A 21,280-nucleotide genomic window follows, 5' to 3' on the forward strand; every position below is an offset into this window, starting at 1 on the left:
CGCAGCGGTGGGCTCAGGCGGTGGTCGGGATGGCGATGATGGGCTTGGTGGTCGGATTGCCGTCGGGCGAGCCTCCGGCCTGTTCGATGGTCACGGCGATGGTGTCGCCGGGCTGCATCGTCCCGCTGAGCTCCGCGGTGGTCACCGAGCCGGACGCGTCGAAGGTGCCCGCCGCGATCGGCTGGGTTCCGCGCACGAACCACAGTTCGAAGGTGCGATCGTTCGGCAGCTCGGGCAACCCGTCGGCGACCAGCACCACTTTGCCGACACTGGCCGACCAGTGCGCCGTGGCCTCGCCGCCCTGGAAGCTGACCTGCGCCGACGAGGCGTCGGGGGCCGACTGGATCTGCTCCAGCGCGGTCACCGCGGCCGGCGTACGCCACAGGTTGGTCAGGGCTCCGGTGCCCCACCCTATTGCGACGAGCAGTGCGACCGAGGCGACGAGAGCGAAAAGTCCGCGCGTCCAGTTTCGACGCTGCACCGCCTGCACCACTTCTGTCGGCGGCGCGACCGGAGCGGTTTCGGCGCGCTCCTCCTCCTCGACGGCGGATGCCGCGGCATCCGCTGCGGTCGGCGACTCGTCGGTGTCGATCGCCCGCATCAGTCGCGAGCGGAGGTCCATCGGCGGAGCGACGGGCGGGATGCCGTCGGCCAGGACGTCGATGGTGGCCGCGTCGAGGCGGGCGACCTGTTCCCACTCGGGGTGCGCGGCCAGGGCAGCCTGATAGGCGCGCTCGTCGTCGAGCGACAGCGCGTTCAGCGCGTGCCCTGCCGAGAGCTCGGCAAACTCGTCTGCTCCGATGTCTCGGTACTCGCGGTCGTTCATGACGTCACCCCCATCTCCTGCCTCAGGCGCGACAAACCGTCGCGCATTCTTGTTTTGATCGTCCCCAGGGGCGATCCCACCAGTGCGGCGATCTCGCTCTGAGAATATCCCCCGACATACGACAGCAGCAGTGCTTCGCGCTGCGCATCGGGAAGTGCGTCCATCGCTCGGGCGACGCGCCTGCTTTCGATACGCAGGGCGACCTGATCGTCGACGCTGTCCTGGCCGCTGTTCAGTTCGCGCAGTCCCGCCTTCTCGTCGCGCTCGGTGCTGGCGCGTGTGGAACGCACCCGGTCGACGGCGCGACGGTGGGCGATGGTGAGGACCCAGGACCGTCCCTGTCCCTTGTTCGGAGCGAAGCCCGAAGCGGATTGCCACACCTCGAGAAACACGTCCTGGAGCACTTCTTCGCTGAGCGCACGGTTCACGAGCACGCGCAGGATGAGTCCGAACGCGCGCGGCGCGAGCATGTCGTAGAGCTGTCCGAACGCGGCGCGGTCGCCCGCGGCGACGCGCACCAGAAGCTCCCCGGCGTGATCGCGTGCCGGCGAATCCTCGGGTACGTCCACACCGTCGATGACCATCTCTCTCAGCATGCCGTATCACCGTCCTCCTGTCGTGCAGCCCGCGCGCGGGTGGCGCGGAAAGACCGCGTGTGCTACGACCGCACCTCCCGGCGCTGAGCGCCCGTCTGCCGGCAGATTCTCGGAGCCCGACCGTTGTTCGGCGTCCGCGACCGATCGGATTGATCTCGGACCAGGTCGAACGGATCCGAACTTTCTCCCATCCGATATCTCTCGGGCTCCGAAGGACCTGTCGAGACCGCACCACGCGGCTCGGCAGGACTAACCATTCCGCTCACATGGAGGACATCATGCTCAGCAAGACGAAGAAGATCACTGCCGCTCTGACGCTCACCCTCGCCGGCGCTTTCGCCCTGTCGGCATGTTCGATGGGTTCGTCGTCGACCTCGGCGACCACGCCCCCCGCGATGAGCGAAGAGACGCAGTCGATGGCTCCGTCTCCGTCGACCATGGACCCCGCCGCCAACCTCGTCGGCCCGGGCTGCGCCGCCTACGCCGAGGCTGTCCCGTCCGGCGCCGGCTCCGTCGAGGGGATGTCGCAGGCCCCCGTCGCCACAGCCGCCTCGAACAACCCGCTGCTGAAGACGCTCGTCGCCGCAGTCAGCGGCCAGCTGAACCCCGACGTGAACCTGGTCGACACGCTCAACGGCAGCCAGTTCACGGTCTTCGCGCCCGTCGATGACGCGTTCGCCAAGATCGACGCCGCCACGATCGACTCCCTGAAGACCGACAGCGCCACGCTGACCAAGATCCTCACGTACCACGTGGTTCCCGGCCAGCTCGCCCCGTCGGAGATCGACGGCACCCACAAGACCGTCGAGGGCGGCGACGTCACCGTCACCGGCTCGGGCGACAACATCATGGTCAACGGCGCCAAGGTCATCTGCGGTGGCGTCCAGACCGCCAACGCCACGGTGTACCTGATCGACTCGGTGCTCATGCCCACCAACTGATCGTTTCGATCACCCCCGGTCGAGGCCGCCGGCGCACTGCGCGTCGGCGGCCTCGTCGCGTCATCCGTGTCGTTCCGCACGCGAACGCCAGTTCTGTGGGGCCCTCTCGAGGGTGGCGATCGCGTGGCAGTTTCGGCACCTCACGTCGCACTTGTCGACTTCGTCCTGAATGATCCGGATGCTGAAGCCCTCTTTCACCAGTTGCATCACGTCTTTGCGTTTGGAGCTCTGGGGCCTGTGGTCGAAATCGAGAACACGGATGTCCCCTATCCCGCAGTCCACGCACGGATGAGAACGCAGGTAGGCGAGGAGGTGCTCTTTCGCCTCGACCCGACGCCTCGCGGTGCGCGCGACGACGACGCGAACATGTTGTTCGCGATGCTCCGCGTAGTAGCGCCGCGAAGACGCGCGGTTGCATTCGCGGCACGTCTCCTGAAGGCCATCCGGACGCCGCCGCTTGCGATTGAACTCCGTGAGCGACTTGGTCTCGTGACACGTGCCGCACTCTTTGGCAGTACCTGAACTGAGGACTTCTCGCGACGTCATGACGATGGTCTACAACCACCGTCGGACATCGCTGCGTGGTGCCCCCACAGGGACTCGAACCCTGGACCCACGGATTAACCTGCTGCACGAGGTTTCCCCCGCCACCGTTCTACCGGCTTGCAGTCTGGACTATATCTTCACCTTCGGCCTGACCGGTCAGGTGCGCCGCGTGTAGTCTCTGAGGTTCCCTTGCGGTTACCTGCTGATTACCCAATCCCTCGGATTTTCACTGCCAGATGACCAGCATCCGGCGAGTACCTCGGGCTCTCAGGGCGTTCCAGCATATAGCGGCGGTCATCCAGCGCATTTCTACGCTGGCGCTCCATTGTGTTCTGTTGAAGTCCGTTGCTCTAACCAACTGAGCTATAGGGGCGGCATCAGCCTAGCAAGCGCGCAGCACCACAGCATCCATCGCCCGACTACTCTCGGAACGTGGACGATCAGACTCCGGACGTCGATGCCGGGACCGTGCTCGATGAGCGCTACCGCATCGACGCGCTCATCGGCACCGGCGGCATGTCCCGCGTCTACGCGGCTCAGGATCTTCTGCTGGGTCGCACTGTCGCGATCAAGATCATCACGGCGACAGGGGACGACCTCGATGCCGGTCAGCGGGTTCGCGTGGAGACGGCCGCGCTCGCCGCTCTCACCCACCCCAACCTCGTCGTTCTGCACGATGCGCGCCTGACCGGCCCCGGCCCGCGCTACCTCGTCATGGAACGCGTCGACGGCCCGTCGCTGTCGTCGCGACTGGCGGACGGCCCCATGACGGATGCCGAGGTCGCCCGCATCGCCGGCGAGCTCGCCGAAGCGCTGAGCGCGGTGCACGCCGCCGGCGTCGTCCACCGAGACATCAAACCGTCGAACATCCTGCTCGCCCCCGGCGCGACGCCGAACCGTCCGCCGCGGGCGAAGCTCGCCGACTTCGGTATCGCGCACCTGCTCGGCTCGGACCGCATCACCCAGCCCGGCACCCTCATCGGCACCGCCGCCTACCTCTCCCCGGAGGTCGCGCTCGGGCACGCCCCCGCTCCCGCATCCGATGTCTACTCTCTCGGACTGGTCCTGCTCGAGGCCCTCACCGGGACACGCGCCTTCCCCTCCGCCCAGGGCGCGGCGCAGGTACTCGCAAGGCTCGCGCAGGATCCCACGGTTCCCGACCATCTGTCTCCGCTGTGGGCGGAGCTGCTTCCGGCGATGCTCAGCCGCGACCCGGCGGCGCGCCCGAGCGCGGCGGCCATCTCCGACACGCTTGCCGCTCCCCCGCGCCGCGCCGGCGATGACGAGACCCGCGTTCTCGCCGCACCGGCACCACCCGCCGAGCCCGCAGCCGCCGCGGCCGCGCGCTTCGCTCCGGCGACGCCGTCCGCACTGCCATGGTGGCGTCGAACCGGCGTGCTCGTCGGCGCCGGCGCGGCGGTGGCTGCGGTCGTCATCGCGCTGGCAGCGTGGTCGGGACTGTCCGGTGCGCACACCGTCCAGCCATCGCCGACGGGGGTCGCCGACACGACGCCGACGCCCGCCGCGACCGAGGCGAACACCGTCTCGAATCCCGAGGAAGCACCGGCCACACCGGTTGCCCCGAAGGACAAAGGCAAGGATAAAGGCGGCCCAGGAGGCAACAACGGGGGCGGCAAAGGCGGCGGACCAGGCAAGGGCGGCGACTGAGCACCGCCTGCCCCGGTTCGGATGCCGCGATCAGCTGCCCTGGACGGTGAAGGACACCGCCTGCACGATCTCTCCGATGACCCACACGACGAGGGATATCGACGCGATGAAGCCGATGACCGTGGCGGCGATCCACGTCCACAGCGGCGCCCAGCCACCGGCCACGGTGCGTCGGCGCAGCACCACGGCGCGGCCGATCATATAGACCGCGGAGCCCAGGCCGAGCAGCACGAAGAACGACCACGCCCAGCCGAAGGGGGCGACGACGCCGCGGCGCTTCAGCTCACGCCAGTCGAGCCAGCTGAAGACGACGAATGCGGCGTAGAACAGCCATCCGATCAGCGAGATCCCGATCGCGCGGGCCTCCCACGACATCAGCTCCGTCGGCATGCCGGTCATGCCCGACGACGCCTCGCGCGACATCGCCACGACGGCCGCGATGTAGGCGTTCCAGTCGATCAGGAAGATGGAGAGCATCGGCAGGACGGATGCCGCGACAGCCAGCCACACCCACACCGTACTGGTCGGAACATCGACGACGGGCGGGGTAGCCCCCGAACCGGCGTAGGCGGGTGCGGAAGGGTACGCCGCGTACCCGCCCGCCACCGGTGCGGTCTGCGCGACCGGCGAAGGGAGCGGGACGGGAACCGCAGGCGCGGCGGTCGTCGACCCGCCCGCCGTCGGGGCATACTCGCCGAACCGGGGCGCCGGGGCGGTCTGCGCCGTCCACTGCGTCCCGTCCCACCAGCGGCGGGCCGCGGCGTCGGCCGGGTCGGGGTACCAGCCGGCCGGGGCGCTCACGCTGCCGCTCCGACCAGCTCGGCGCCCGCGTGAGCGAGCTCGGCGAGCGCAGCATCGGAGGTCTCCAAGGCGACACCGGCGACGAGATCCGTGAGAACGCGCACGCGGAGTCCGTGCTCGATCGCGTCGAGCGCCGACGCGCGCACGCAGTAATCGGTCGCGAGCCCCGCGACGTCCACGTCCGTGACGCCGTGCACGCTCAGCAGCGATGACACCTTCTCACCGGCATCCGTGGTTCCTTCGAACAGCGAGTAGGCGGGCATGCCCTGTCCCTTCTTCACATGGTGGGTCACGGCATCCGTGACGAGTTCGGCGTCGTAATCGGCCCCGGGCGTGTCGGCGACGCAGTGCACCGGCCAGGTGTCGACGAAGTCGGGGGCGGCATCGGTCGCGAAGTGACCGCCGTTGTCGGTGTGGCCTTCATGCCAGTCGCGCGAGGCGATGATGAGGTCATAGTCGGCGGCGTGGGCGGACAGGTATGCCGTCAGGCCGCGCGCGACCGCGTCGCCACCGGCGACGGCGAGCGCCCCGCCCTCCGTGAAGTCGTTTTGGACATCGACGATGAACAGTGCTCTGGTCATACCACCGAGGCTAACCCTTCGACACCGCTGCGGTCAGCGCTGCCCGTTCACAACTCCCGCGCGTCGTTCCCGTTCTGCCGCCGCGACCGGCGTGTCGTGGCTTCCGCCGCCGGAATGGAGGAGTTCGGAACAGCATCGACGTCAGAGCGCGCGAGGCGCGAGGGCCACCAGATCCGCCGCCCGAGGTCGTAGGTCGCCGCCGGCACCAGCAGCGAGCGCACGACGAAGGTGTCCAGCAGCACCCCGAAGGCGACGATGAACGCGAGCTGGGCGAGGAACAGGATCGGGATCACCCCGAGCGCCGCGAAGGTCGCGGCCAGCACGAGCCCGGCAGAGGTGATGACGCCGCCGGTCGCGACGAGTCCGCGCAGGATGCCGGGGCGTGTGCCGTGCCGTTTCGACTCCTCCCGCACGCGCGACATCAGGAAGATGTTGTAGTCGACGCCCAGGGCCACGAGGAAGACGAAGCCGTACAACGGCACCGCCGGATCGGCTCCCGGGAAGTGGAACAGGTTGTCGAAGACCAGCGCGCTGACTCCGAGCGCGGCACCGAACGACAGGATCACGCTCAGGATCAGGATGACCGGGGCGACGATCGCTCGCAGCAGCAGCATGAGGATGACGAGGATGACAGCCAGGATCACCGGGATGATGAGAGTGCGGTCGCGGATCGACGTGTCGTTGGTGTCGAGATCGATCGCGGTCGGTCCGCCGACGCGTGCGATATCGGCACCGAGCTCGCTCGTGAAGGTCGTCCGCAGGTCGCGTACGGTCTGCTCCGCGGCCAGCGAGTCGGCCTCGTCCGACAGCGTCGCGACCAACAGCACGTCGCCGTCGACCACCGTCGGCTCAGGAGGCGTGGCGCTCGGCGGACCGGCCAGCGTGTACACCGCCGTACCGTCCTGCACCGAGACGCCGATCTGACCCGAGACGGTGTCTTTGGCGGTCGCTGCGACGGATTCGATGCCGGGCGCCTTCTCGAGCACGGTGACGGCATCCGCAACCCGGTCCTGGGGCACGACGATGTATGCGGGGCTCCCCGATCCCGCGGCGAAGTGCTGCGCGAGCACGTCCTGCCCGTCGCGGGCCTGCGAGGCTCCCAGCACCAGGTCGCTCTGCGGCACACCATCGGCCTTCAGCTGCAGCACGCCGACGGATGCCGCGAGCAGCACGACCGTCGAGGCGATCCATACCGGCCGCGCATGGCGCGCGACCAGACGGGCCTGGCGACCCCAGAACCCGCGAACGGGAGCGCTCGGGTCGGTGACGAGACGCTCGGCGTTGTCGCCCGGGTCGCCGTCGGCGCCCTTCGGGATGAAGGGCCAGAACGCCGCGCGCCCGAAGATCGCGAGAAGCGCGGGCAGGAAGGTGAGAGCGGACAGCACTGCGAAGGCGATGCCGATCGAGGCGATCGGTCCGAGCGCCCGGTTGCTGGCGAGGTCGCTCAGCAGCAGGCACAGCAGGCCGGCGATGACGGTGCCGCCGGACGCGATGATCGGCTCGAAGACGCCGCGCCAGGCCATGACCGCGGCATCCCACCGTCGCGCACCCGTGCCGATCTCTTCGCGGAAACGTGCGGTGTACAGCAGGGCGTAGTCCGTGGCGGCGCCGATCACGAGGATGAAGAGGATGCCTTGGACCTGACCGTTGAGCACGAAGATGCCGGCCTTGGCCAGCCACCACACCGTCAGCAGCGCGACGCACAGCGCGAACGTCGAGGTCAGCAGCACGAGGATCGGCAGCAGCGGCGATCGGTAGACGATGACGAGGATGATGAACACGGCACCGAGTGCGACGGCGAGCAGGATCCCGTCGATGCCCAGGAAGCCGGCCACCAGATCGGCGGTGAAGCCGGCAGGCCCGGTCACCCACGCCTCCAGGCCCGTCGGGAGGTTCTTCTCGATGCTCTCGCGGACGGCCGTGACCGTCTCACCGACGTCGCCCGAGGTCGAGATCGGCACGAAGAACTGCACCGCCTCGCCGTCGTCGGACGGGATCGCCGGCGAGACCTGCTCGACGCCCTCGACGTCAGAGATCGTGGCGGCGAGTTCGGTGATCTGGGTGAGCTGGGCGGCGCTCAGCGCTCCCTCACCGGTGACGACCACCACGGCCGGGATGCTGTCGCCGCCGGTGAACTGCGAGAGCCGCTCCTGCACCTGCGTCGACTCCGCCGACGACGGCAGGAACGAGGACTGATCGTTGGTGGCGACTTCGTCGATCTTGCCGAAGTACGGGCCACCGATCGAGCCGCCCACCAGCCAGATGAGGACGAGCAGCACAGGAATGCCGATACGCAGCCAGCGGGTGGGGGTGTCGGTGCGACCAGTCATGTCGCTAGCTTATCTAGTAATAATTCGAGCGCGCCACCCCGATCTGCGGGCGCCCGCCGCCCTCAGCCGCGAGCGAAGTAGAGCACCCACCCCGCGACGAGGCTGACCACGCCGAGCGCGAGCATGCCCGCCGCCGACCAGGTCAGCGCACGCAGCCCCGCCGCTCGCCGCTGCAGCCGCATCCGCCCCTGCCAGCCATGGCGGTACCAGATGGATGCCGCGTCGGCGTCGCCGATGACCGCGGCATCCGCCGCCGACAGCGGTGCACTGTTGGCGTCCCCGTCGGCGTCGAACCACCGCGCGACCGGCTGCTCACCGTCACGGTCGATGATCGCGTCGGCCGGCAGCCACGTGCCGTCCGCCGCCCACGCGATCACGACGGCGATCGCGAGGACGAGGAAGGCACCGAAGCCCACCCAGGTGAAGATCTCGATCATCGCGTCGATCGCGTGATCCATGGGTCTCCCCGAAGTCGGTGAAGAAGTGGAGCCGCCTAAGGGAATCGAACCCTTGACCTATTCATTACGAGTGAATCGCTCTGCCGTCTGAGCTAAGGCGGCGCAAGGAGCCGGAGCGCCATGCACGATCACCGATCTTACAGGGTCCGGAGCCCGGTCGCGAACCACGACGGCGACCGCCTCACCCGCGCGGTGTCACCGTGTTACGGAGCGATTCCACGACCTCGGTCGACTGTGCCTACCGTGGATCAGGCACCGCGACGAGGCGAGCGCGGGGAGCCGAGAGATCCCGCGCGACGCGGTGCCCCGATCCACAAGGAGCACCACCATGTCCCGAAAGTCCCTGGCCGCGATCCTGGCCGTTCCCCTTGCCCTTCTTCTGAGCGCCTGCGCATCCGGCGCCGCCGCCCCCGCGGAGGGCACCGGCGGCGCGCAGGACCCCGTCCGCATCGGTGTCGTCGGCGCGGGCGACCCGTACTGGCAGACCTACAAGGATGCTGCGGCCGCCGAAGGGATCACCGTCGAGATCGTGAACTTCGACGCCTACGACCAGCCCAACCCCGCCCTGTCTGCGGGCGAGCTCGACCTCAACCAGTTCCAGCACATCATCTACCTCGCGACCTACAACGTGAAGGCGGGCGACGATCTGGTCCCGGTCGGTGCGACTGCGATCTACCCGCTGGGCCTGTACTCGACGAAGTACAAGAGCGTCGCGGACATCCCGAACGGTGGCACGATCGCCGTCCCCAACGATGAGTCCAACCAGGCACGCGCCCTGCTCGTGCTGCAGTCGGCCGGCTTGATCTCGCTCAAGGGCGGCGGATCGATCTTCTCGACCGTGGCCGACATCCAGCCCGGGTCCAAGGCGAAGGTCGAGGCCGTGGCCGCCGACTTCACGGCATCCTCCCTCCCCGATTTCGCCGGAGCCGTCGTCAACAACGACTTCGTCGCCAAGTCCGGACTGACCAAGGACCAGCTTCTCACGCAGGACGACCCGTCCGATCCCTCGGCCTTCCCGTACATCAACGTCTTCGCCGCCAAGGCGAAGGATGCCGACAACCCGACGTACCAGAAGCTCGTGAAGATCTACCAGGAGACGGCATCGGTGCAGCAAGGGGTGCTCGACGCATCCGGCGGCAGCGCCGTGCTGCTGAAGACGCCGGTCGCCGACCTCGTCAGCTCGCTCAAGAAGACCGAGGACGACATCCGCGCCCAGCAGTGACCACCGCGCATGCGGCCCCGCCTACGGGCAGGGCCGCATGCGCGCGTTCGTCGTCCGTCCATCGACACCGAGCGAGATCTCATGAGCCTCATCCGACTGGTCTCCGCGACCAAGACCTATCCGCCGCAGACGAAGGGCGCTCCACCCGTCGTCGCCCTCGACGACGTCTCACTTCAGATCGCGGCCGGCGAGGTGTGCGGCGTCATCGGCTACTCGGGGGCGGGCAAGTCCACCCTCCTGCGCCTGATCAATGCCCTCGAGATCCCCACGACAGGCGCGGTCGAGATCGACGGCACCGACATCACGCGGCTGCCCGAACGGCAGCTGCGCCGCCTCCGCTCCGATATCGGGATGATCTTCCAGCAGTTCAACCTCTTCGACTCGCGCACCGTCGCGGGTAACATCGCCTACCCGCTCGAGGTCGCCGGCAGGCCGCGGAGCGAGATCCGCCATCGCGTGGCCGAGCTGCTCGACTTCGTCGGCCTCGCCGCCCGGGCGAACGCCTACCCGGAACAGCTCTCGGGCGGGCAGAAGCAGCGCGTCGGCATCGCCCGCGCTCTCGCGACGAGCCCTCGCATCCTCCTCGCCGACGAGGCCACGAGCGCCCTCGACCCCGACACCACACAGGAGGTTCTCGCTCTCCTGCGACGCGTGAATCGTGAACTCGGCGTGACGATCGTGCTCATCACGCACGAGATGGAGGTGATCCGGGTCATCGCCGACCGCGTCGTCGTCATGGAGGGCGGTCGTGTCATCGAGTCCGGCGGCGTGTTCGACGTACTCTCCGCCCCCCAGCACCCCGCCACCGCACGCTTCGTGGCGAGCGTCATCGACGAGGTCCCCCGCGGCGCCGACCTTGCTGCACTGCGCGCGCGGCACGACGGGCGCATCGTCACCATCGACGTCCGCGAGGGCGAGGGTTCCGCGCAGGCCCAGGTCTTCGCGACCCTTGCCGCGCACGGCGTGAGATTCGAAGTCGTCCACGGCGGTATCAACGACATCCACGGTCGAGTGTTCGGCCACCTCACCCTCGCGCTCACCGGCGAGGCGGATGCCGTGGAGCGCGCACTGGCGGCGGCATCCACCGTCGCTCGTCTGACCGAGGAGGACACTCGTGGATAGGCTCATCACTCTTCTGCCGCAGCTCTGGGACGCGACGGTCGAGACCCTCTACGTCGCCTCCGCCGGGCTGCTGCTCGGCGGCCTCGGCGGCCTGGTGCTCGGAATGGCGCTCTACGCCACGCGGGCCGGCAGCCTCTTTCCCCACCGCGTGGTGTTCGGGGTTCTCAACGTCATCGTGAACACTTTCCGTCCGATACCGTTCATCATTCTGCTCGCCGCCGTCCAACCGATCGCCCGCGGCATCGGACTTCCCGGCATCGGCGTGCCGTTCGCGATCTTCGCGATCACGATCGCGTCGCTGTTCGCGATCAGTCGCATCGTCGAACAGAACCTGCTGACGGTGCGCCCGGGCGTGGTGGAGGCTGCGCGCGCCGCGGGAGCGAGCCGCTCCAGGATCCTGTTCCGACTGATCCCGCGCGAGGCGCTCGGCCCGCTCCTGCTGGGTTACACCTTCGTCGTCGTCGCCCTCGTGGACATGACGGCGATGGCCGGCGCCATCGGCGCGGGCGGTCTCGGCGAGTTCGCCATCAACTACGGCTTCAAACAGTTCAACCCGTGGGTGACGTGGTCGGCGGTGCTCGTGATCATCGTCATCGTGCAGCTCGTGCAGTTCGTGGGCAACGCCCTCGCTCGACGCGTCCTGCGTCGTTAGCGATCAGCAGGTGAGGCCGTTGGTCGGCACGGTACCGTCGACGAGATAGGACTCCACGGCCGTGTCGACGCAGGCGTTGCCCTTGTTGTAGCCGGTGTGGCCCTCGCCTTGGCGGGTGATCAGCACGCCCGAAGACAGCTGCTGCGCGAGCGACACCGACCACGCGTACGGGGTGGCCGGGTCGTTCGTCGTGCCGACGACGACGATCGGAGCCGCCCCATCGGCGGTGATCTTCTCACGCACGCCGGTGGGCGGATACGGCCACACCTCGCAGACGTCGACGCCCTGCCAGTACGGGGCGATCGTCGGCGCCTTCTGCTTCACGAGCGCGTCGGCGGCATCCTTGTCGGCCTGCGCGGTGTCGAGCGGGTAGTCCATGCAGTTGTAGGCACGGAACGCCTCGGTGGAGTTGTCCTGGTAGGTGCCGTTGGAGCGCGCGTAATAGAAGTCCGCGAGCTGGAACGCCGTGTCGGGCTTGCCGGCGAGGGCATCCGACAGAGCGGTGGACAGATACGTCCAGCTGTCCTGCGAGTACAGGGCGGCGATGATCGCCGTCATCAGCGTGTCGGCGCCGAGCTTGCGGCCGTCCGAAGCGGTGAGCGGCACGCGGTCGACGCTGGCCAACAGGGTGCCGAGCGCCGCCATGCCCTCATCGACCATGCCGGAGAACGGACAGCTGCGGCTCTGCAGACAGTCCGTCATGTACGCCCGCAGCGCCGACTCGAACCCGATCGCCTGCGTCGTGCTCACGTCGAGCCCGGAAACCGACGGATCGATCGCGCCGTCGAGCACGAGTCGTCCGACCCGTTCGGGGAACAGCTTCGCGTAGGTCGCGCCCAGGAAGGTGCCGTAGGAGTAGCCGAGATAGTAGAGTTTGCTGTCCCCGAGCACGGCGCGCAGCAGATCCATGTCGCGCGCCGCATTGTCGGTGGTGATGTACGGCAGGATGCCGCCGCTGTTGGCCTCGCAGGCCGCGACGAAGTCGCGGTTTCGCGCCGTCAGCTCGTCGGTCCACCCCTGGCTGCCGCGCGGATCGGCGGGAATGTCGAAGAGGTAGGCGTCCATCGCTGACGGGTCGAAACACCGCACCGCGGTCGAGCGGCCGACGCCGCGGGGGTCGAAACCGATGACGTCGTAGGCGTTCGACAGCGCGGAGCCCACCGCGAACGACGAGGACTGGGCGATGAGGTCGTACCCGCTCGCGCCCGGACCTCCCGGGTTGGTCAGGAGTGAGCCGATCGGCACCCCGTCCGTCGCGGCGCGTCGGATGACGGCGAGATCGATCGTCCCGACGGCAGGGTCGGACCAGTCCAGCGGGGCCGTCACCGTGGTGCAGTCGAAGCGACCGGCATCGGTTCCGGCGCACGCCTTCCAGTCGAGCGCCTGCCCGTAGAACTGCTCGAACCCGGCCGGAACGCCGTCGACGTCGGGCTGGCGGCTCGGCGCCGGCGTGGTCGCGCTCTCGGGCGGAATCGCCGCATAGAGGCATCCGGTGAGCATCGTGGATGCCGCGGCGACGGATGCGACCGCGACCAGCGCACGGCGGATGAGAGTTCGGCGGGGACGGCGGGGTGTCTCGGTCACAGGGTCCTCCCGCTCGCGACGGTCACGAGCATGCTCTCCAGGGCCAGGGTGGGGGCGGCGTTGCCCTCCAGGTTGCGTCGGGTGGCGGCGATCGCGTCGAGCACGACGAGGGTCCGCGGAGCGCTCCACGCGGCCGCGAGTGCTGCCAGCGCGTCGGCCAACTCGCGGTTGATGAGATCGTCGTCGCGGCCGAACTGCAGCATCAGAACGTCGCGGAACATCGACTCGAGGTCGGTCAGGACGCGATCGATGCCGTCACGCAGACTCCGGGTGGCCCGACGCTTCTGATCGTCCTCCAGCGCGCTGAGCTGACTGCGCACGGCGGGCGGCACCGCCGCTCCCGGAGTGATGCCCAGCGTCCGCAACAACGCCTCCCGTTCGGCATCGTCGCGTTCGGCGGTCAGCGCCTTGGCGTCGTCGGTGGCGACCTGAACGATGCGCGCCGCCGTCTCGACGGCCGACCCGACGCCACGCACCGACATCACGGCGCGCAGGGTCTCGTCACGGCGCGCCCGCGCGTCGGCATCCGTCGCAAGGCGCACGGCCATGCCGATGTGACGCTGCGACAGCCGCGCCGCCTGCTCGGCGGTCTGCTCGTCGACGCCCGTACGCGCCACGATGAGCCGGGCGACGTCCGCGACGTCGGGCTCGCGCAGGCGGAGAGTGCGCACGCGCGAGCGGATGGTGGGCAGAAGGTCGGCCTCGCTCGGCGCGCAGAGAATCCACACGGTGCGCTCGGGCGGCTCCTCGAGCGCCTTGAGCAACACGTTGCTGGTGCGCTCGATCATGCGATCGGCGTCTTCCATCACCATGACGCGGTACCGGCCCAGCGACGGAGAGAAATAGGAGCGTTCGACGAGGGCGCGCGCGTCCTTGATGGAGATGATGACGCCCTCGGTGCGCAGCGCCGTGAGGTCGGGGTGCGTTCCCGCGAGCACCTGGCGCATGGCCGCCTCATCGCCCGGCTCAGCGATGAGCGCGGCGGCGAATGCCGCGGCCAGCGTCGAGCGTCCCGACCCGGCGGGGCCGGTGATCAGCCAGGCGTGGGCGAGCTGACTGGGATCGGATGCCGCGGCCTGCAGCTGCTGCAACGCCTCGTCCTGACCCCACACCTCGCCCCACGGCAACGCGGCGCGGGATCGATCTGCCGTGGCGATCGCCGAATCCGCACTCATGAGCCCAGCCTACGGGCAGGTGCCGACAGCCCACCGCCGATCGGGTCGTGCCGCGGAGGTGACACCTCAGGCCAGCAGAGGGCGGATGCGATCGCGGACAGCGGCGGCGAGCTCGTCCTCCGACCGTGCCGCGTCGAGCACGAGAAAGCGGCGTGGATCGGCCGCCGCGAGGGCGAGGAAGGCGTCGCGGACCCGCTCATGGAACGCGCTCTTCTCGGCCTCGAGACGGTCGAAGGGCTTGTCCGCCGCGTCGAGGCGCCGCCGCGCGACAGCCGGGTCGAGGTCGAGCAGCACCGTCAGATCCGGCAGCGCCCCCTCGGTGGCCCACATCGACAGATCCCGCACCTGCTCGGCATCCAGCACGCGTCCCGCGCCCTGGTAGGCCACGGAGGAATCGAGATAGCGGTCCTGAATCACCACGTCGCCGCGCCCCAGCGCCGGCCGCACGAGCGTGGCCACGTGCTGGGCGCGGTCCGCGGCGTACAACAGCGCCTCGGCCCGCGGCGCGACCTCGCCGCGATGGTGCAGCACGATCTCGCGGATGAGCACACCCACCTCAGTGCCGCCGGGTTCGCGCGTGCGCACGACCGTGCGCTGCTGCTCACGCAACCAGTTCTCCAGACGCGTGGCCTGCGTGGTCTTGCCGGTGCCGTCGCCGCCCTCGAAGGTGACCCAGATCCCGCGGGTCATTTCTTCTTGGCGGCCGGCTTGCGCGTGGTCGTCGCTCGCCGGGTGGTGCGCTTGGGCGCGGGACCTTTGGCGCGCTTGTCCGCCAGCATCTGCACGGCGACCTCGAACGTGATGTCATCGGCGGTCTGCCCACGCGGGATGGTGACATTCGTGGTGCCGTCGGTCACGTACGCGCCGAACCGGCCATCCTTGATGCGGATGGGCTTGCCCGACACGGGGTCGGCCTCGAACTCCTTCAGGAAGCTCGCGGCGCGGTTCGCGTACTTGGGCTGCGCATAGATCTCCAGCGCCTGCTCGAGCGTGATGTCGAAGATCTGGTCCTCGCTCGTGAGCGAGCGCGAGTCCGTGCCCTTCTTCAGGTACGGGCCATAGGGGCCGTTCTGGGCCGTGATCGGAGTCTGCGTCTCCGGGTCGACGCCGACGGTGCGCGGCAGCGAGAAGAGCTTCAGAGCGGTCTCGAGGTCGATGGTCTCGGGCGACATGCTCTTGAACAGCGACGCACGGCGCGGCTTGGGCGCTTCGACCTTCTTCTTGGCGACGCGCTTCTTGGGGGCGCCTTCGGTCGCGACCGGCTCGGGCTCGGACTCGGGATCGGCGGGCAGCACCTCTTCGAGGTAGGGACCGAAGCGTCCATCCTTGACGACGATGTCCCGCCCGTTGTCCGGGTTCTGCCCGAGCACCCGGTCGCCGGCGATTGGCGCGTCGATGAGCTCACGAGCCTTGTCGGGGGTGAGCTCGTCGGGGGCCAGATCGCTCGGGACGTTGACGATGCGCGTCGTGCCGTCATCGTTGGGCACGTCGAGGTACGGCCCGTAGCGTCCGAAGCGGAGCGTGGCGACGTCGCCGATCTTGGTGGCGTTGATCTCACGCGCGTCGATCTCGCCGAGGTTGTCGAGGATGTGGCGCAGACCGACGTGGTTCTCGGAGCCGAAGTAGAACTCGTTCAACCACGCGACCCGCTGCTGCTCGCCGCGGGCGATCGCGTCGAGATCGTCTTCGAGCGCCGCGGTGAAGTCGTAGTCCACGAGGTCGGCGAAGTGCTCCTCGAGCAGTCGGACGACGCTGAACGCGAGCCAGCTCGGAACCAGCGCCTGGCCCCGCTTGGTGACGTACTCGCGATTGATGATGACGTCGATGATGCTCGCGAAGGTGGATGGGCGGCCGATCCCCTTCTCCTCGAGCGCCTTGACCAGCGAAGCCTCGGTGTAGCGGGGCTTCGGGCTCGTCGCATGGCCCTTGGGCTCGACGTCGCTCAGAGAGAGCACGTCGCCGACGGCGAGCGCCGGAAGGGACTGATCGTCGGACTTGTCCGCGTCGCCGCGCTTCTCGTCCCGTCCCTCTTCGTAGGCCTCGAGGAAGCCTTTGAAGGTGTAGACGGTGCCCGATGCGGTGAAGGCGGCCGTCCGACCTGCGGCTTCGGTCTCGAGCGTCACCGTGGTCGTTTCGTACTTCGCATCCGACATCTGCGAGGCGACGGTGCGCTTCCAGATGAGCTCGTACAGACGCAGCTCGTCGCGGTCGAGCGAGGACGCGACGGATGCCGGGGTGCGGAACGCATCACCGGAGGGGCGGATCGCCTCGTGGGCCTCCTGCGCGTTCTTGCTGTTGTTGCGGTAGCTGCGCGGGTTGACCGGGACGGCCTTGTCGCCGTACAGGGCGACGGCCTGGGTGCGCGCGGCGGTGACGGCCTGCGTCGACAGGGCCGTCGAGTCGGTGCGCATATAGGTGATGAAACCCTTCTCGTAGAGCCGCTGCGCGACGCCCATGGCGTGCTTGGCGCTCATCGAGAGCTTGCGTCCGGCCTCCTGCTGCAGGGTGGAGGTGGTGAACGGCGGCTTCGGGCTGCGGGTGCCGGGCTTGGCTTCGACGGCGGTGACGGTGGCGTCGCCTCGCGTCTCGATCGCGGTGGCAAGTTCACGCGCCTGCGACTCCGTCAGCACGACGACGGCCTTCTTGAGCTGACCGGCGTCGTCGAAGTCGGTGCCGCGGGCCAGCGGCGCGCCGTCGAGGCGGGCGAGGCGCGTGGCGAAGGGCTCCTGTCCGGAGGCGGCGAGTGCCTCCACATCCCAGTAGGAGGCCGAGACGAACGCCATCCGCTCACGCTCGCGATCGACGACCAGGCGGGTGGCCGCCGACTGCACGCGCCCGGCGGAGGTGCCCTGACCGACCTTGCGCCGGGTGACGTCGGACACGTCCCACCCGTACAGGCGGTCGAGGATGCGGCGTGTCTCCTGAGCGTCGACCAGCGCGAGATCGAGCTCGCGGGTGTTGTCGACGGCGGCGCGGATGGCGTCCTTGGTGATCTCGTGGAACACCATGCGCTTGACGGGGACCTTGGGCTTGAGTGCCTCCAGGAGGTGCCACGCGATGGCTTCGCCTTCGCGGTCTTCATCGGTTGCGAGCAGGAGCTCGTCGGCGTTCTTCAGGGCGCGCTTGAGTTCGGCGACGGTCTTCTTGCCGCGCTCGCTCTCCACGTACAGAGGAGTGAAGCCGTTCTCGATGTCGATCGAGTACTTCCCGACCGAGGTCTTCTTCAGTTCGGCGGGAATGTCCTTCTTGTCCGCAAGGTCACGAATGTGACCGACCGAGCTGAGCACCTCGTATCCGTCGCCCAGGTATCCCTGGATCGACTTCATCTTCGTCGGCGACTCGACGATGACGAGCTTCTTGCCCCCAGCACTCTTGACAGCTGCCACGTGGCGTCCTTTCTCCGATGCACACCATACACACCGCCCCATGGGGAAGACGCTGGGAGCGGGCCGGTCATTCCCTCCCCGACGGCGGTCCGGCGCGCGCGCGGGCTTCGGCGCCGAGCAGGCCGCCGCCGACGCGGACGCGAACGGTGGCGGTCATCTCGACGACCGCGCACGCGACGAGTTCCGCCCCCACGGAGGCGGCCACCTCGGCCGCGCGATCGCACGGCACGCCGACCGCAGCTCCGGTCACGGCATCCGCGGCGGCGAGAGCCGCGGCGTCGGCCGCTCCCGCCGCGCGAGCGGAGTGGACCGAGGCGGCGCCGACCGCGCCGACTCCCACCGCTGCCGCCGCGGCGACGGCGAGAGCGCCGAGCGCGACGGCGGACCCGGCCATCAGACGGACTCCCCACCGCGCGCGTCGAACGTATCCGCCGACACCATGCTCACCGGCCGCCGTCAAGAGCGCAGGAGCGCGCGCTCAGCTCGGGAAGGGGCAACGGCACGCGGACGCCGGCGGAGGCCGTCACGCAGACGAGGTCGCCGTCCGCGGCGATCGCATCGAGACGCGCATCGGCGATGGTCGCAACGAGCTCGGCCACCCGATCGGGCTCGCCGCGAGCGGCGAGTCGCGCGGCCTGTGCAACCGCCTGCTCCAGACGCACGAGGCGACCCACGGCACTCAGAGAGCCCGCGGTCAGGGCGATGAGAAGGACCACCGCGGGCACGATGACGGCGAATTCGGCAGTCGCGGATCCGCCGTCATCGCACCGGCGGATCATGCGACCGTCAGTGCGCGGCGGACGAGGTCGGTGAGGATGCCGCGGACCTCATCGCTGCGCATGATCATGACGAGCAGCCCGGCGAAGGCCACGGCGGCCATGGTGGCCACGGCGTACTCCGCAGTGGCCGCCCCCGACTCGTCGGAGTAGAGCTCGCGCGCACGTCGCAGCGTGAGCGGCGGCAGAGCGGTGGCCCCGCCGCTCGTGAGCGTGATGGGCGAAGGATGGAACATGCAGAGTCCTACTTTCTCTCGGTGTGGAAGGGGGCACGTCAGGCCGCCGGCGATCCCGCGGACGTGAGGAGAGGCGTCGACCCGCTGAGGACCGAGATCAGCAGGGGCGCGACGCCGAGCAGAAGGAAGGCGGGCAGGGTGCAGACACCCATCGGCAGGAGCAGCCGAGAGCTGAGGCGAGCGGCGCGCAGCCGGCCGTCCGTGCGCGCCCTGCGACGCTGCTCTGCCGCGTCCGCACGCAGCAACTCCACCGCGCGCGCACCGGCACGTCGTGAGAGCCGAAGCATCGCGTGGACGTCGGCTTCGATCTCGCCCGCGCCCGCAGCGGTGGTCACGGCGAGGGCGCGCTCGACCGACACGCCCCCGCTGAGAGCGATCGCCACGATCTCGCTCTGCAGTCCCGCCAGCCGCCTGTCGGGCTCCGCCCGAGCGACGAGGCGCGCCGTCCAGAGGCGCGCTGCGAGCATGAGCGCGGCGCCGGTGGCGATGCAGCCGATTCCGGCCGGGTGCACCAGCACCGCGGCCACGTCGAATCCGAGGGCGATCCCGAGAAGGATCGCGACGGCAGGCAACCACGCGACGAGGCGCGCCGTGGCCCGAGGGTCGGCAAGGGCCACGGCGACGTCATCGCGCATCTCGGCAGCTGATCGCAGCGCGCCGGCGAACTGGCGAAGACTCGGCGCCAGCGGAGCTCCGACCGTCTGGGCGACGCGCCAGGCCACCGCGACGTCGGTCCACGCCCCTCCCAGCCGATCCATGTTCTCCGTCGGATCGAGCAGCGGGTGGTGCTGCGGAGGGGGAACGCCCTCCGCGTCCCCTCCGCCGTCGGGCGCAGCCTCGTCGAGGAGGCGCAGCGCCGTGGCATCGCCGTCCTCCGCCAACAGTGACCACGCCTGCGCCGGCGCGACACCGGCCTCCAGCAGGACGGCGAGCCTCTGCAACGTCTCGGCGGCCTCCGTGGCGTCAGCCGGGGCAGCCTTCATGGCACGGCCGCCATTTCCAACCGACCATGGCCGTCGAGCCCGGGCCGGGCGAAACCGACCACGCGACGAATGCCGTCCGGACCGCGCTCGACGTGCACCACGACACCGATCGCGCTGACGACGTGGCGCGCGAGCGCCCGATCGTCCATTCCGGCGAGAGCGCCCAGCGCTTCGAGCCGAGCGGGCAGATCGGCGATACGGCCGACGTGCACCGTGCCCGCGCCGCCCTCGTGACCCGTGTTCAGGGCGGTCAGCAGTTCGCGGACCTCCTCGCCACGACACTCTCCGACGACCAGCCGATCGGGCCGCATCCGCAGGGCTTCGCGGACGAGACGCGACAGCGGAACGGCGCCGGCGCCTTCGAGATTCGGTTGGCGCGCTTCGAGACGCACATGGTGCGGATGGTCCACCCGCAACTCGGCGACGTCCTCGATCGTGACGATTCGCTCGTGCGGCGGTACCAGACCCAACAACGCCGACAGCAGCGTAGTCTTGCCCGCACCCGTCGCGCCCGACACCAGGATGTTGCGACGCGCCGCCACGAGCTTCTCGAGCCGCCTGTGGGTCTCGGCATCGCAGAGGCCGCGACGGGCGAGCTCGTCGAGATCGGGGACGTCGACCTGCGGCAGACGGATCGATATGGCCGTGCCCGTGCACGCGACAGGGGGAAGCACGGCGTGCACGCGCGCGCCGTGCTCCCACCGCACGTCGACCACGGGCGAGGCGTCGTCGAGGTGGCGCCCGCCGATTCCGACGAGCGCGACGGCCAGCGCGCGCAGCTCATCGGCATCCGCCCGCCACTCGACGACCGGCACGGCCCCGGCGCCGCGGTCGACGAACAGGCCGTCCGTGCCGTTGATGAACACGTCCGTCACCTCGGGATCGCTCAGGAGGTGATGAAGGGGGTCGAGGGCCGGGTGATCGGGAAGGCGCCGGCGTCGCGCACGACGCAGCGGAACCGGCCCCGACGCCATCGCGGGCTCCGCCGCGTCGGCGCGGACACGCGCGACGGACTCGACGCCACGCTCATCGACGACGAACCGGCGTACCGCCTCCGGAACGCGACGTGTGCCGCGGCGGTGGGCGACGAAAGGCTCGGACATACCCCGACGCTACGTGCGCGGCGCGCGGCGACGGCCGGGCGCGACCTCACCCGTGAGGAACGCAGCGCCCGCCCTCCCTGGGGAGGAGCCGACGGGCGGAAAGAGAGAAGGCGGCATCCCATAGGGGGAGATGGGATGCCGCCACGCGACATCCCGGAATCGGGGGTGGTCGGGAGTCGCGCTGCCTGAATCGAAGTTCGGCCGGATCGAGCATACGCAGACGTCCAGCCCCGCTCCACTCGAAAACGCGTGTCGACGCTGATATATCGGTGAAACCACGGACCCGCGCCGCAG

General features: G+C 69.4%; 21 protein-coding genes and 1 tRNA gene. 6 read left to right on the forward strand and 16 right to left on the reverse strand.

Translation table 11 applies throughout. The features are described from left to right. Positions 1–13: 13 nt before the first annotated feature. The gene (locus JOE53_RS09705; protein ID WP_051498756.1) at positions 14–826 is read right to left on the reverse strand and encodes an anti-sigma factor; all 813 of its coding nucleotides are present in this window, start codon (positions 824–826) and stop codon (positions 14–16) included. Further along, on the reverse strand, positions 823–1,422 hold the full coding sequence (sigK, locus tag JOE53_RS09710) for an ECF RNA polymerase sigma factor SigK (RefSeq protein WP_016464474.1): 600 nt from the start codon (positions 1,420–1,422) through the stop codon (positions 823–825). The genes JOE53_RS09705 and sigK overlap by 4 nt, the downstream gene beginning before the upstream one ends. Before the next feature lie 278 nt (positions 1,423–1,700). Between sigK and JOE53_RS09715 the strand changes: the two genes are divergently transcribed. The 3 genes from JOE53_RS09715 to JOE53_RS09725 all read left to right on the forward strand — a co-directional run bounded on the left by JOE53_RS09715 (position 1,701) and on the right by JOE53_RS09725 (position 4,577). Beyond that, positions 1,701–2,363 carry a fasciclin domain-containing protein gene (locus tag JOE53_RS09715; RefSeq protein WP_204947542.1) on the forward strand — a complete coding sequence of 221 codons (663 nt, stop codon included), beginning with the start codon at positions 1,701–1,703 and terminating at the stop codon, positions 2,361–2,363. A gap of 123 nt (positions 2,364–2,486) precedes the next feature. Next, positions 2,487–2,885 carry a hypothetical protein gene (locus JOE53_RS09720; RefSeq protein ID WP_204947543.1) on the forward strand — a complete coding sequence of 133 codons (399 nt, stop codon included), beginning with the start codon at positions 2,487–2,489 and terminating at the stop codon, positions 2,883–2,885. Positions 2,886–3,341: 456 nt separating this feature from the next. Further along, positions 3,342–4,577: a serine/threonine-protein kinase gene (locus tag JOE53_RS09725; protein WP_204947544.1), complete on the forward strand. Its 1,236-nt coding sequence runs from the start codon at positions 3,342–3,344 to the stop codon at positions 4,575–4,577. A 30-nt stretch (positions 4,578–4,607) separates the two neighbouring features. Here JOE53_RS09725 and JOE53_RS09730 read toward each other — a convergent pair whose 3' ends face one another. The 5 genes from JOE53_RS09730 to JOE53_RS09750 form a co-directional block, all read right to left on the reverse strand. Further along, positions 4,608–5,378 (reverse strand): DUF2510 domain-containing protein, encoded by a 771-nt coding sequence (locus JOE53_RS09730; RefSeq protein ID WP_204947545.1) that lies wholly within the window; start codon positions 5,376–5,378, stop codon positions 4,608–4,610. Further along, positions 5,375–5,959, reverse strand: coding sequence for an isochorismatase family protein (locus JOE53_RS09735; protein WP_005051183.1), 585 nt, complete (start codon positions 5,957–5,959; stop codon positions 5,375–5,377). The genes JOE53_RS09730 and JOE53_RS09735 overlap by 4 nt, the downstream gene beginning before the upstream one ends. Positions 5,960–6,006: 47 nt before the next feature. After that, positions 6,007–8,289, reverse strand: coding sequence for an MMPL family transporter (locus tag JOE53_RS09740; protein ID WP_204947546.1), 2,283 nt, complete (start codon positions 8,287–8,289; stop codon positions 6,007–6,009). Between the two features lie 62 nt (positions 8,290–8,351). Further along, the gene (locus JOE53_RS09745) at positions 8,352–8,747 is read right to left on the reverse strand and encodes a hypothetical protein (protein ID WP_204947547.1); all 396 of its coding nucleotides are present in this window, start codon (positions 8,745–8,747) and stop codon (positions 8,352–8,354) included. A 26-nt stretch (positions 8,748–8,773) separates the two neighbouring features. Next, positions 8,774–8,849, reverse strand: a tRNA-Thr gene (locus JOE53_RS09750). 226 nt (positions 8,850–9,075) lie between these two features. On the opposite strand from JOE53_RS09750, the gene JOE53_RS09755 reads away from it, so the two are divergent. From JOE53_RS09755 to JOE53_RS09765, 3 genes are all read left to right on the forward strand, one after another. Further along, positions 9,076–9,969 (forward strand): MetQ/NlpA family ABC transporter substrate-binding protein, encoded by an 894-nt coding sequence (locus JOE53_RS09755; protein WP_204947548.1) that lies wholly within the window; start codon positions 9,076–9,078, stop codon positions 9,967–9,969. Positions 9,970–10,050: 81 nt separating this feature from the next. Further along, positions 10,051–11,091: a methionine ABC transporter ATP-binding protein gene (locus tag JOE53_RS09760; protein ID WP_036286314.1), complete on the forward strand. Its 1,041-nt coding sequence runs from the start codon at positions 10,051–10,053 to the stop codon at positions 11,089–11,091. Then, complete coding sequence (locus JOE53_RS09765; protein ID WP_016464466.1) at positions 11,084–11,743, forward strand: methionine ABC transporter permease; 660 nt, start codon at positions 11,084–11,086, stop codon at positions 11,741–11,743. The genes JOE53_RS09760 and JOE53_RS09765 overlap by 8 nt, the downstream gene beginning before the upstream one ends. A gap of 3 nt (positions 11,744–11,746) precedes the next feature. Here JOE53_RS09765 and JOE53_RS09770 read toward each other — a convergent pair whose 3' ends face one another. The 9 genes from JOE53_RS09770 to JOE53_RS09810 form a co-directional block, all read right to left on the reverse strand. Then, positions 11,747–13,327 (reverse strand): alpha/beta hydrolase, encoded by a 1,581-nt coding sequence (locus JOE53_RS09770; RefSeq protein WP_204947549.1) that lies wholly within the window; start codon positions 13,325–13,327, stop codon positions 11,747–11,749. Next, positions 13,324–14,502, reverse strand: coding sequence for a DNA polymerase III subunit delta' (locus tag JOE53_RS09775; RefSeq protein ID WP_204947550.1), 1,179 nt, complete (start codon positions 14,500–14,502; stop codon positions 13,324–13,326). The genes JOE53_RS09770 and JOE53_RS09775 overlap by 4 nt, the downstream gene beginning before the upstream one ends. 66 nt (positions 14,503–14,568) lie before the next feature. Beyond that, on the reverse strand, positions 14,569–15,192 hold the full coding sequence (tmk, locus tag JOE53_RS09780) for a dTMP kinase (RefSeq protein WP_204947551.1): 624 nt from the start codon (positions 15,190–15,192) through the stop codon (positions 14,569–14,571). Next, entirely contained in the window at positions 15,189–17,828 is a 2,640-nt protein-coding gene (gene topA / locus JOE53_RS09785; RefSeq protein ID WP_233449985.1) for a type I DNA topoisomerase, read from the reverse strand. The genes tmk and topA overlap by 4 nt, the downstream gene beginning before the upstream one ends. 127 nt (positions 17,829–17,955) lie before the next feature. Beyond that, the gene (locus tag JOE53_RS09790; RefSeq protein WP_204947553.1) at positions 17,956–18,282 is read right to left on the reverse strand and encodes a helicase; all 327 of its coding nucleotides are present in this window, start codon (positions 18,280–18,282) and stop codon (positions 17,956–17,958) included. Between the two features lie 49 nt (positions 18,283–18,331). Next, positions 18,332–18,667 carry a pilus assembly protein gene (locus tag JOE53_RS09795; protein ID WP_036286287.1) on the reverse strand — a complete coding sequence of 112 codons (336 nt, stop codon included), beginning with the start codon at positions 18,665–18,667 and terminating at the stop codon, positions 18,332–18,334. Further along, on the reverse strand, positions 18,664–18,900 hold the full coding sequence (locus tag JOE53_RS09800) for a DUF4244 domain-containing protein (protein ID WP_204947554.1): 237 nt from the start codon (positions 18,898–18,900) through the stop codon (positions 18,664–18,666). Before JOE53_RS09800 ends, JOE53_RS09795 begins: the two co-directional genes overlap by 4 nt. Positions 18,901–18,938: 38 nt before the next feature. After that, positions 18,939–19,883 (reverse strand): pilus assembly protein TadB, encoded by a 945-nt coding sequence (locus JOE53_RS09805; protein ID WP_204947555.1) that lies wholly within the window; start codon positions 19,881–19,883, stop codon positions 18,939–18,941. Next, on the reverse strand, positions 19,880–20,986 hold the full coding sequence (locus JOE53_RS09810) for a TadA family conjugal transfer-associated ATPase (RefSeq protein ID WP_204947556.1): 1,107 nt from the start codon (positions 20,984–20,986) through the stop codon (positions 19,880–19,882). Before JOE53_RS09810 ends, JOE53_RS09805 begins: the two co-directional genes overlap by 4 nt. Positions 20,987–21,280: the final 294 nt, after the last annotated feature.

The sequence above is a fragment of the Microbacterium laevaniformans genome (assembly GCF_016907555.1).
Classification (GTDB): Bacteria; Actinomycetota; Actinomycetes; order Actinomycetales; family Microbacteriaceae; genus Microbacterium; species Microbacterium laevaniformans.

What these genes read in the sequence shown, in the direction of transcription:
- JOE53_RS09795 (WP_036286287.1), bottom strand. Translation starts at nt 18,667, where the DNA reads ATGATCCGCCGGTGCGATGACGGCGGATCCGCGACTGCCGAATTCGCC.
- JOE53_RS09745 (WP_204947547.1), bottom strand. Translation starts at nt 8,747, where the DNA reads ATGGATCACGCGATCGACGCGATGATCGAGATCTTCACCTGGGTGGGC.
- tmk (WP_204947551.1), bottom strand. Translation starts at nt 15,192, where the DNA reads ATGACCCGCGGGATCTGGGTCACCTTCGAGGGCGGCGACGGCACCGGC.
- JOE53_RS09715 (WP_204947542.1), top strand. Translation starts at nt 1,701, where the DNA reads ATGCTCAGCAAGACGAAGAAGATCACTGCCGCTCTGACGCTCACCCTC.
- JOE53_RS09800 (WP_204947554.1), bottom strand. Translation starts at nt 18,900, where the DNA reads ATGTTCCATCCTTCGCCCATCACGCTCACGAGCGGCGGGGCCACCGCT.
- JOE53_RS09760 (WP_036286314.1), top strand. Translation starts at nt 10,051, where the DNA reads ATGAGCCTCATCCGACTGGTCTCCGCGACCAAGACCTATCCGCCGCAG.
- JOE53_RS09755 (WP_204947548.1), top strand. Translation starts at nt 9,076, where the DNA reads ATGTCCCGAAAGTCCCTGGCCGCGATCCTGGCCGTTCCCCTTGCCCTT.
- topA (WP_233449985.1), bottom strand. Translation starts at nt 17,828, where the DNA reads ATGAAGTCGATCCAGGGATACCTGGGCGACGGATACGAGGTGCTCAGC.
- JOE53_RS09775 (WP_204947550.1), bottom strand. Translation starts at nt 14,502, where the DNA reads ATGAGTGCGGATTCGGCGATCGCCACGGCAGATCGATCCCGCGCCGCG.
- JOE53_RS09805 (WP_204947555.1), bottom strand. Translation starts at nt 19,883, where the DNA reads ATGAAGGCTGCCCCGGCTGACGCCACGGAGGCCGCCGAGACGTTGCAG.
- sigK (WP_016464474.1), bottom strand. Translation starts at nt 1,422, where the DNA reads ATGCTGAGAGAGATGGTCATCGACGGTGTGGACGTACCCGAGGATTCG.
- JOE53_RS09810 (WP_204947556.1), bottom strand. Translation starts at nt 20,986, where the DNA reads ATGTCCGAGCCTTTCGTCGCCCACCGCCGCGGCACACGTCGCGTTCCG.
- JOE53_RS09740 (WP_204947546.1), bottom strand. Translation starts at nt 8,289, where the DNA reads ATGACTGGTCGCACCGACACCCCCACCCGCTGGCTGCGTATCGGCATT.
- JOE53_RS09790 (WP_204947553.1), bottom strand. Translation starts at nt 18,282, where the DNA reads ATGGCCGGGTCCGCCGTCGCGCTCGGCGCTCTCGCCGTCGCCGCGGCG.
- JOE53_RS09735 (WP_005051183.1), bottom strand. Translation starts at nt 5,959, where the DNA reads ATGACCAGAGCACTGTTCATCGTCGATGTCCAAAACGACTTCACGGAG.
- JOE53_RS09705 (WP_051498756.1), bottom strand. Translation starts at nt 826, where the DNA reads ATGAACGACCGCGAGTACCGAGACATCGGAGCAGACGAGTTTGCCGAG.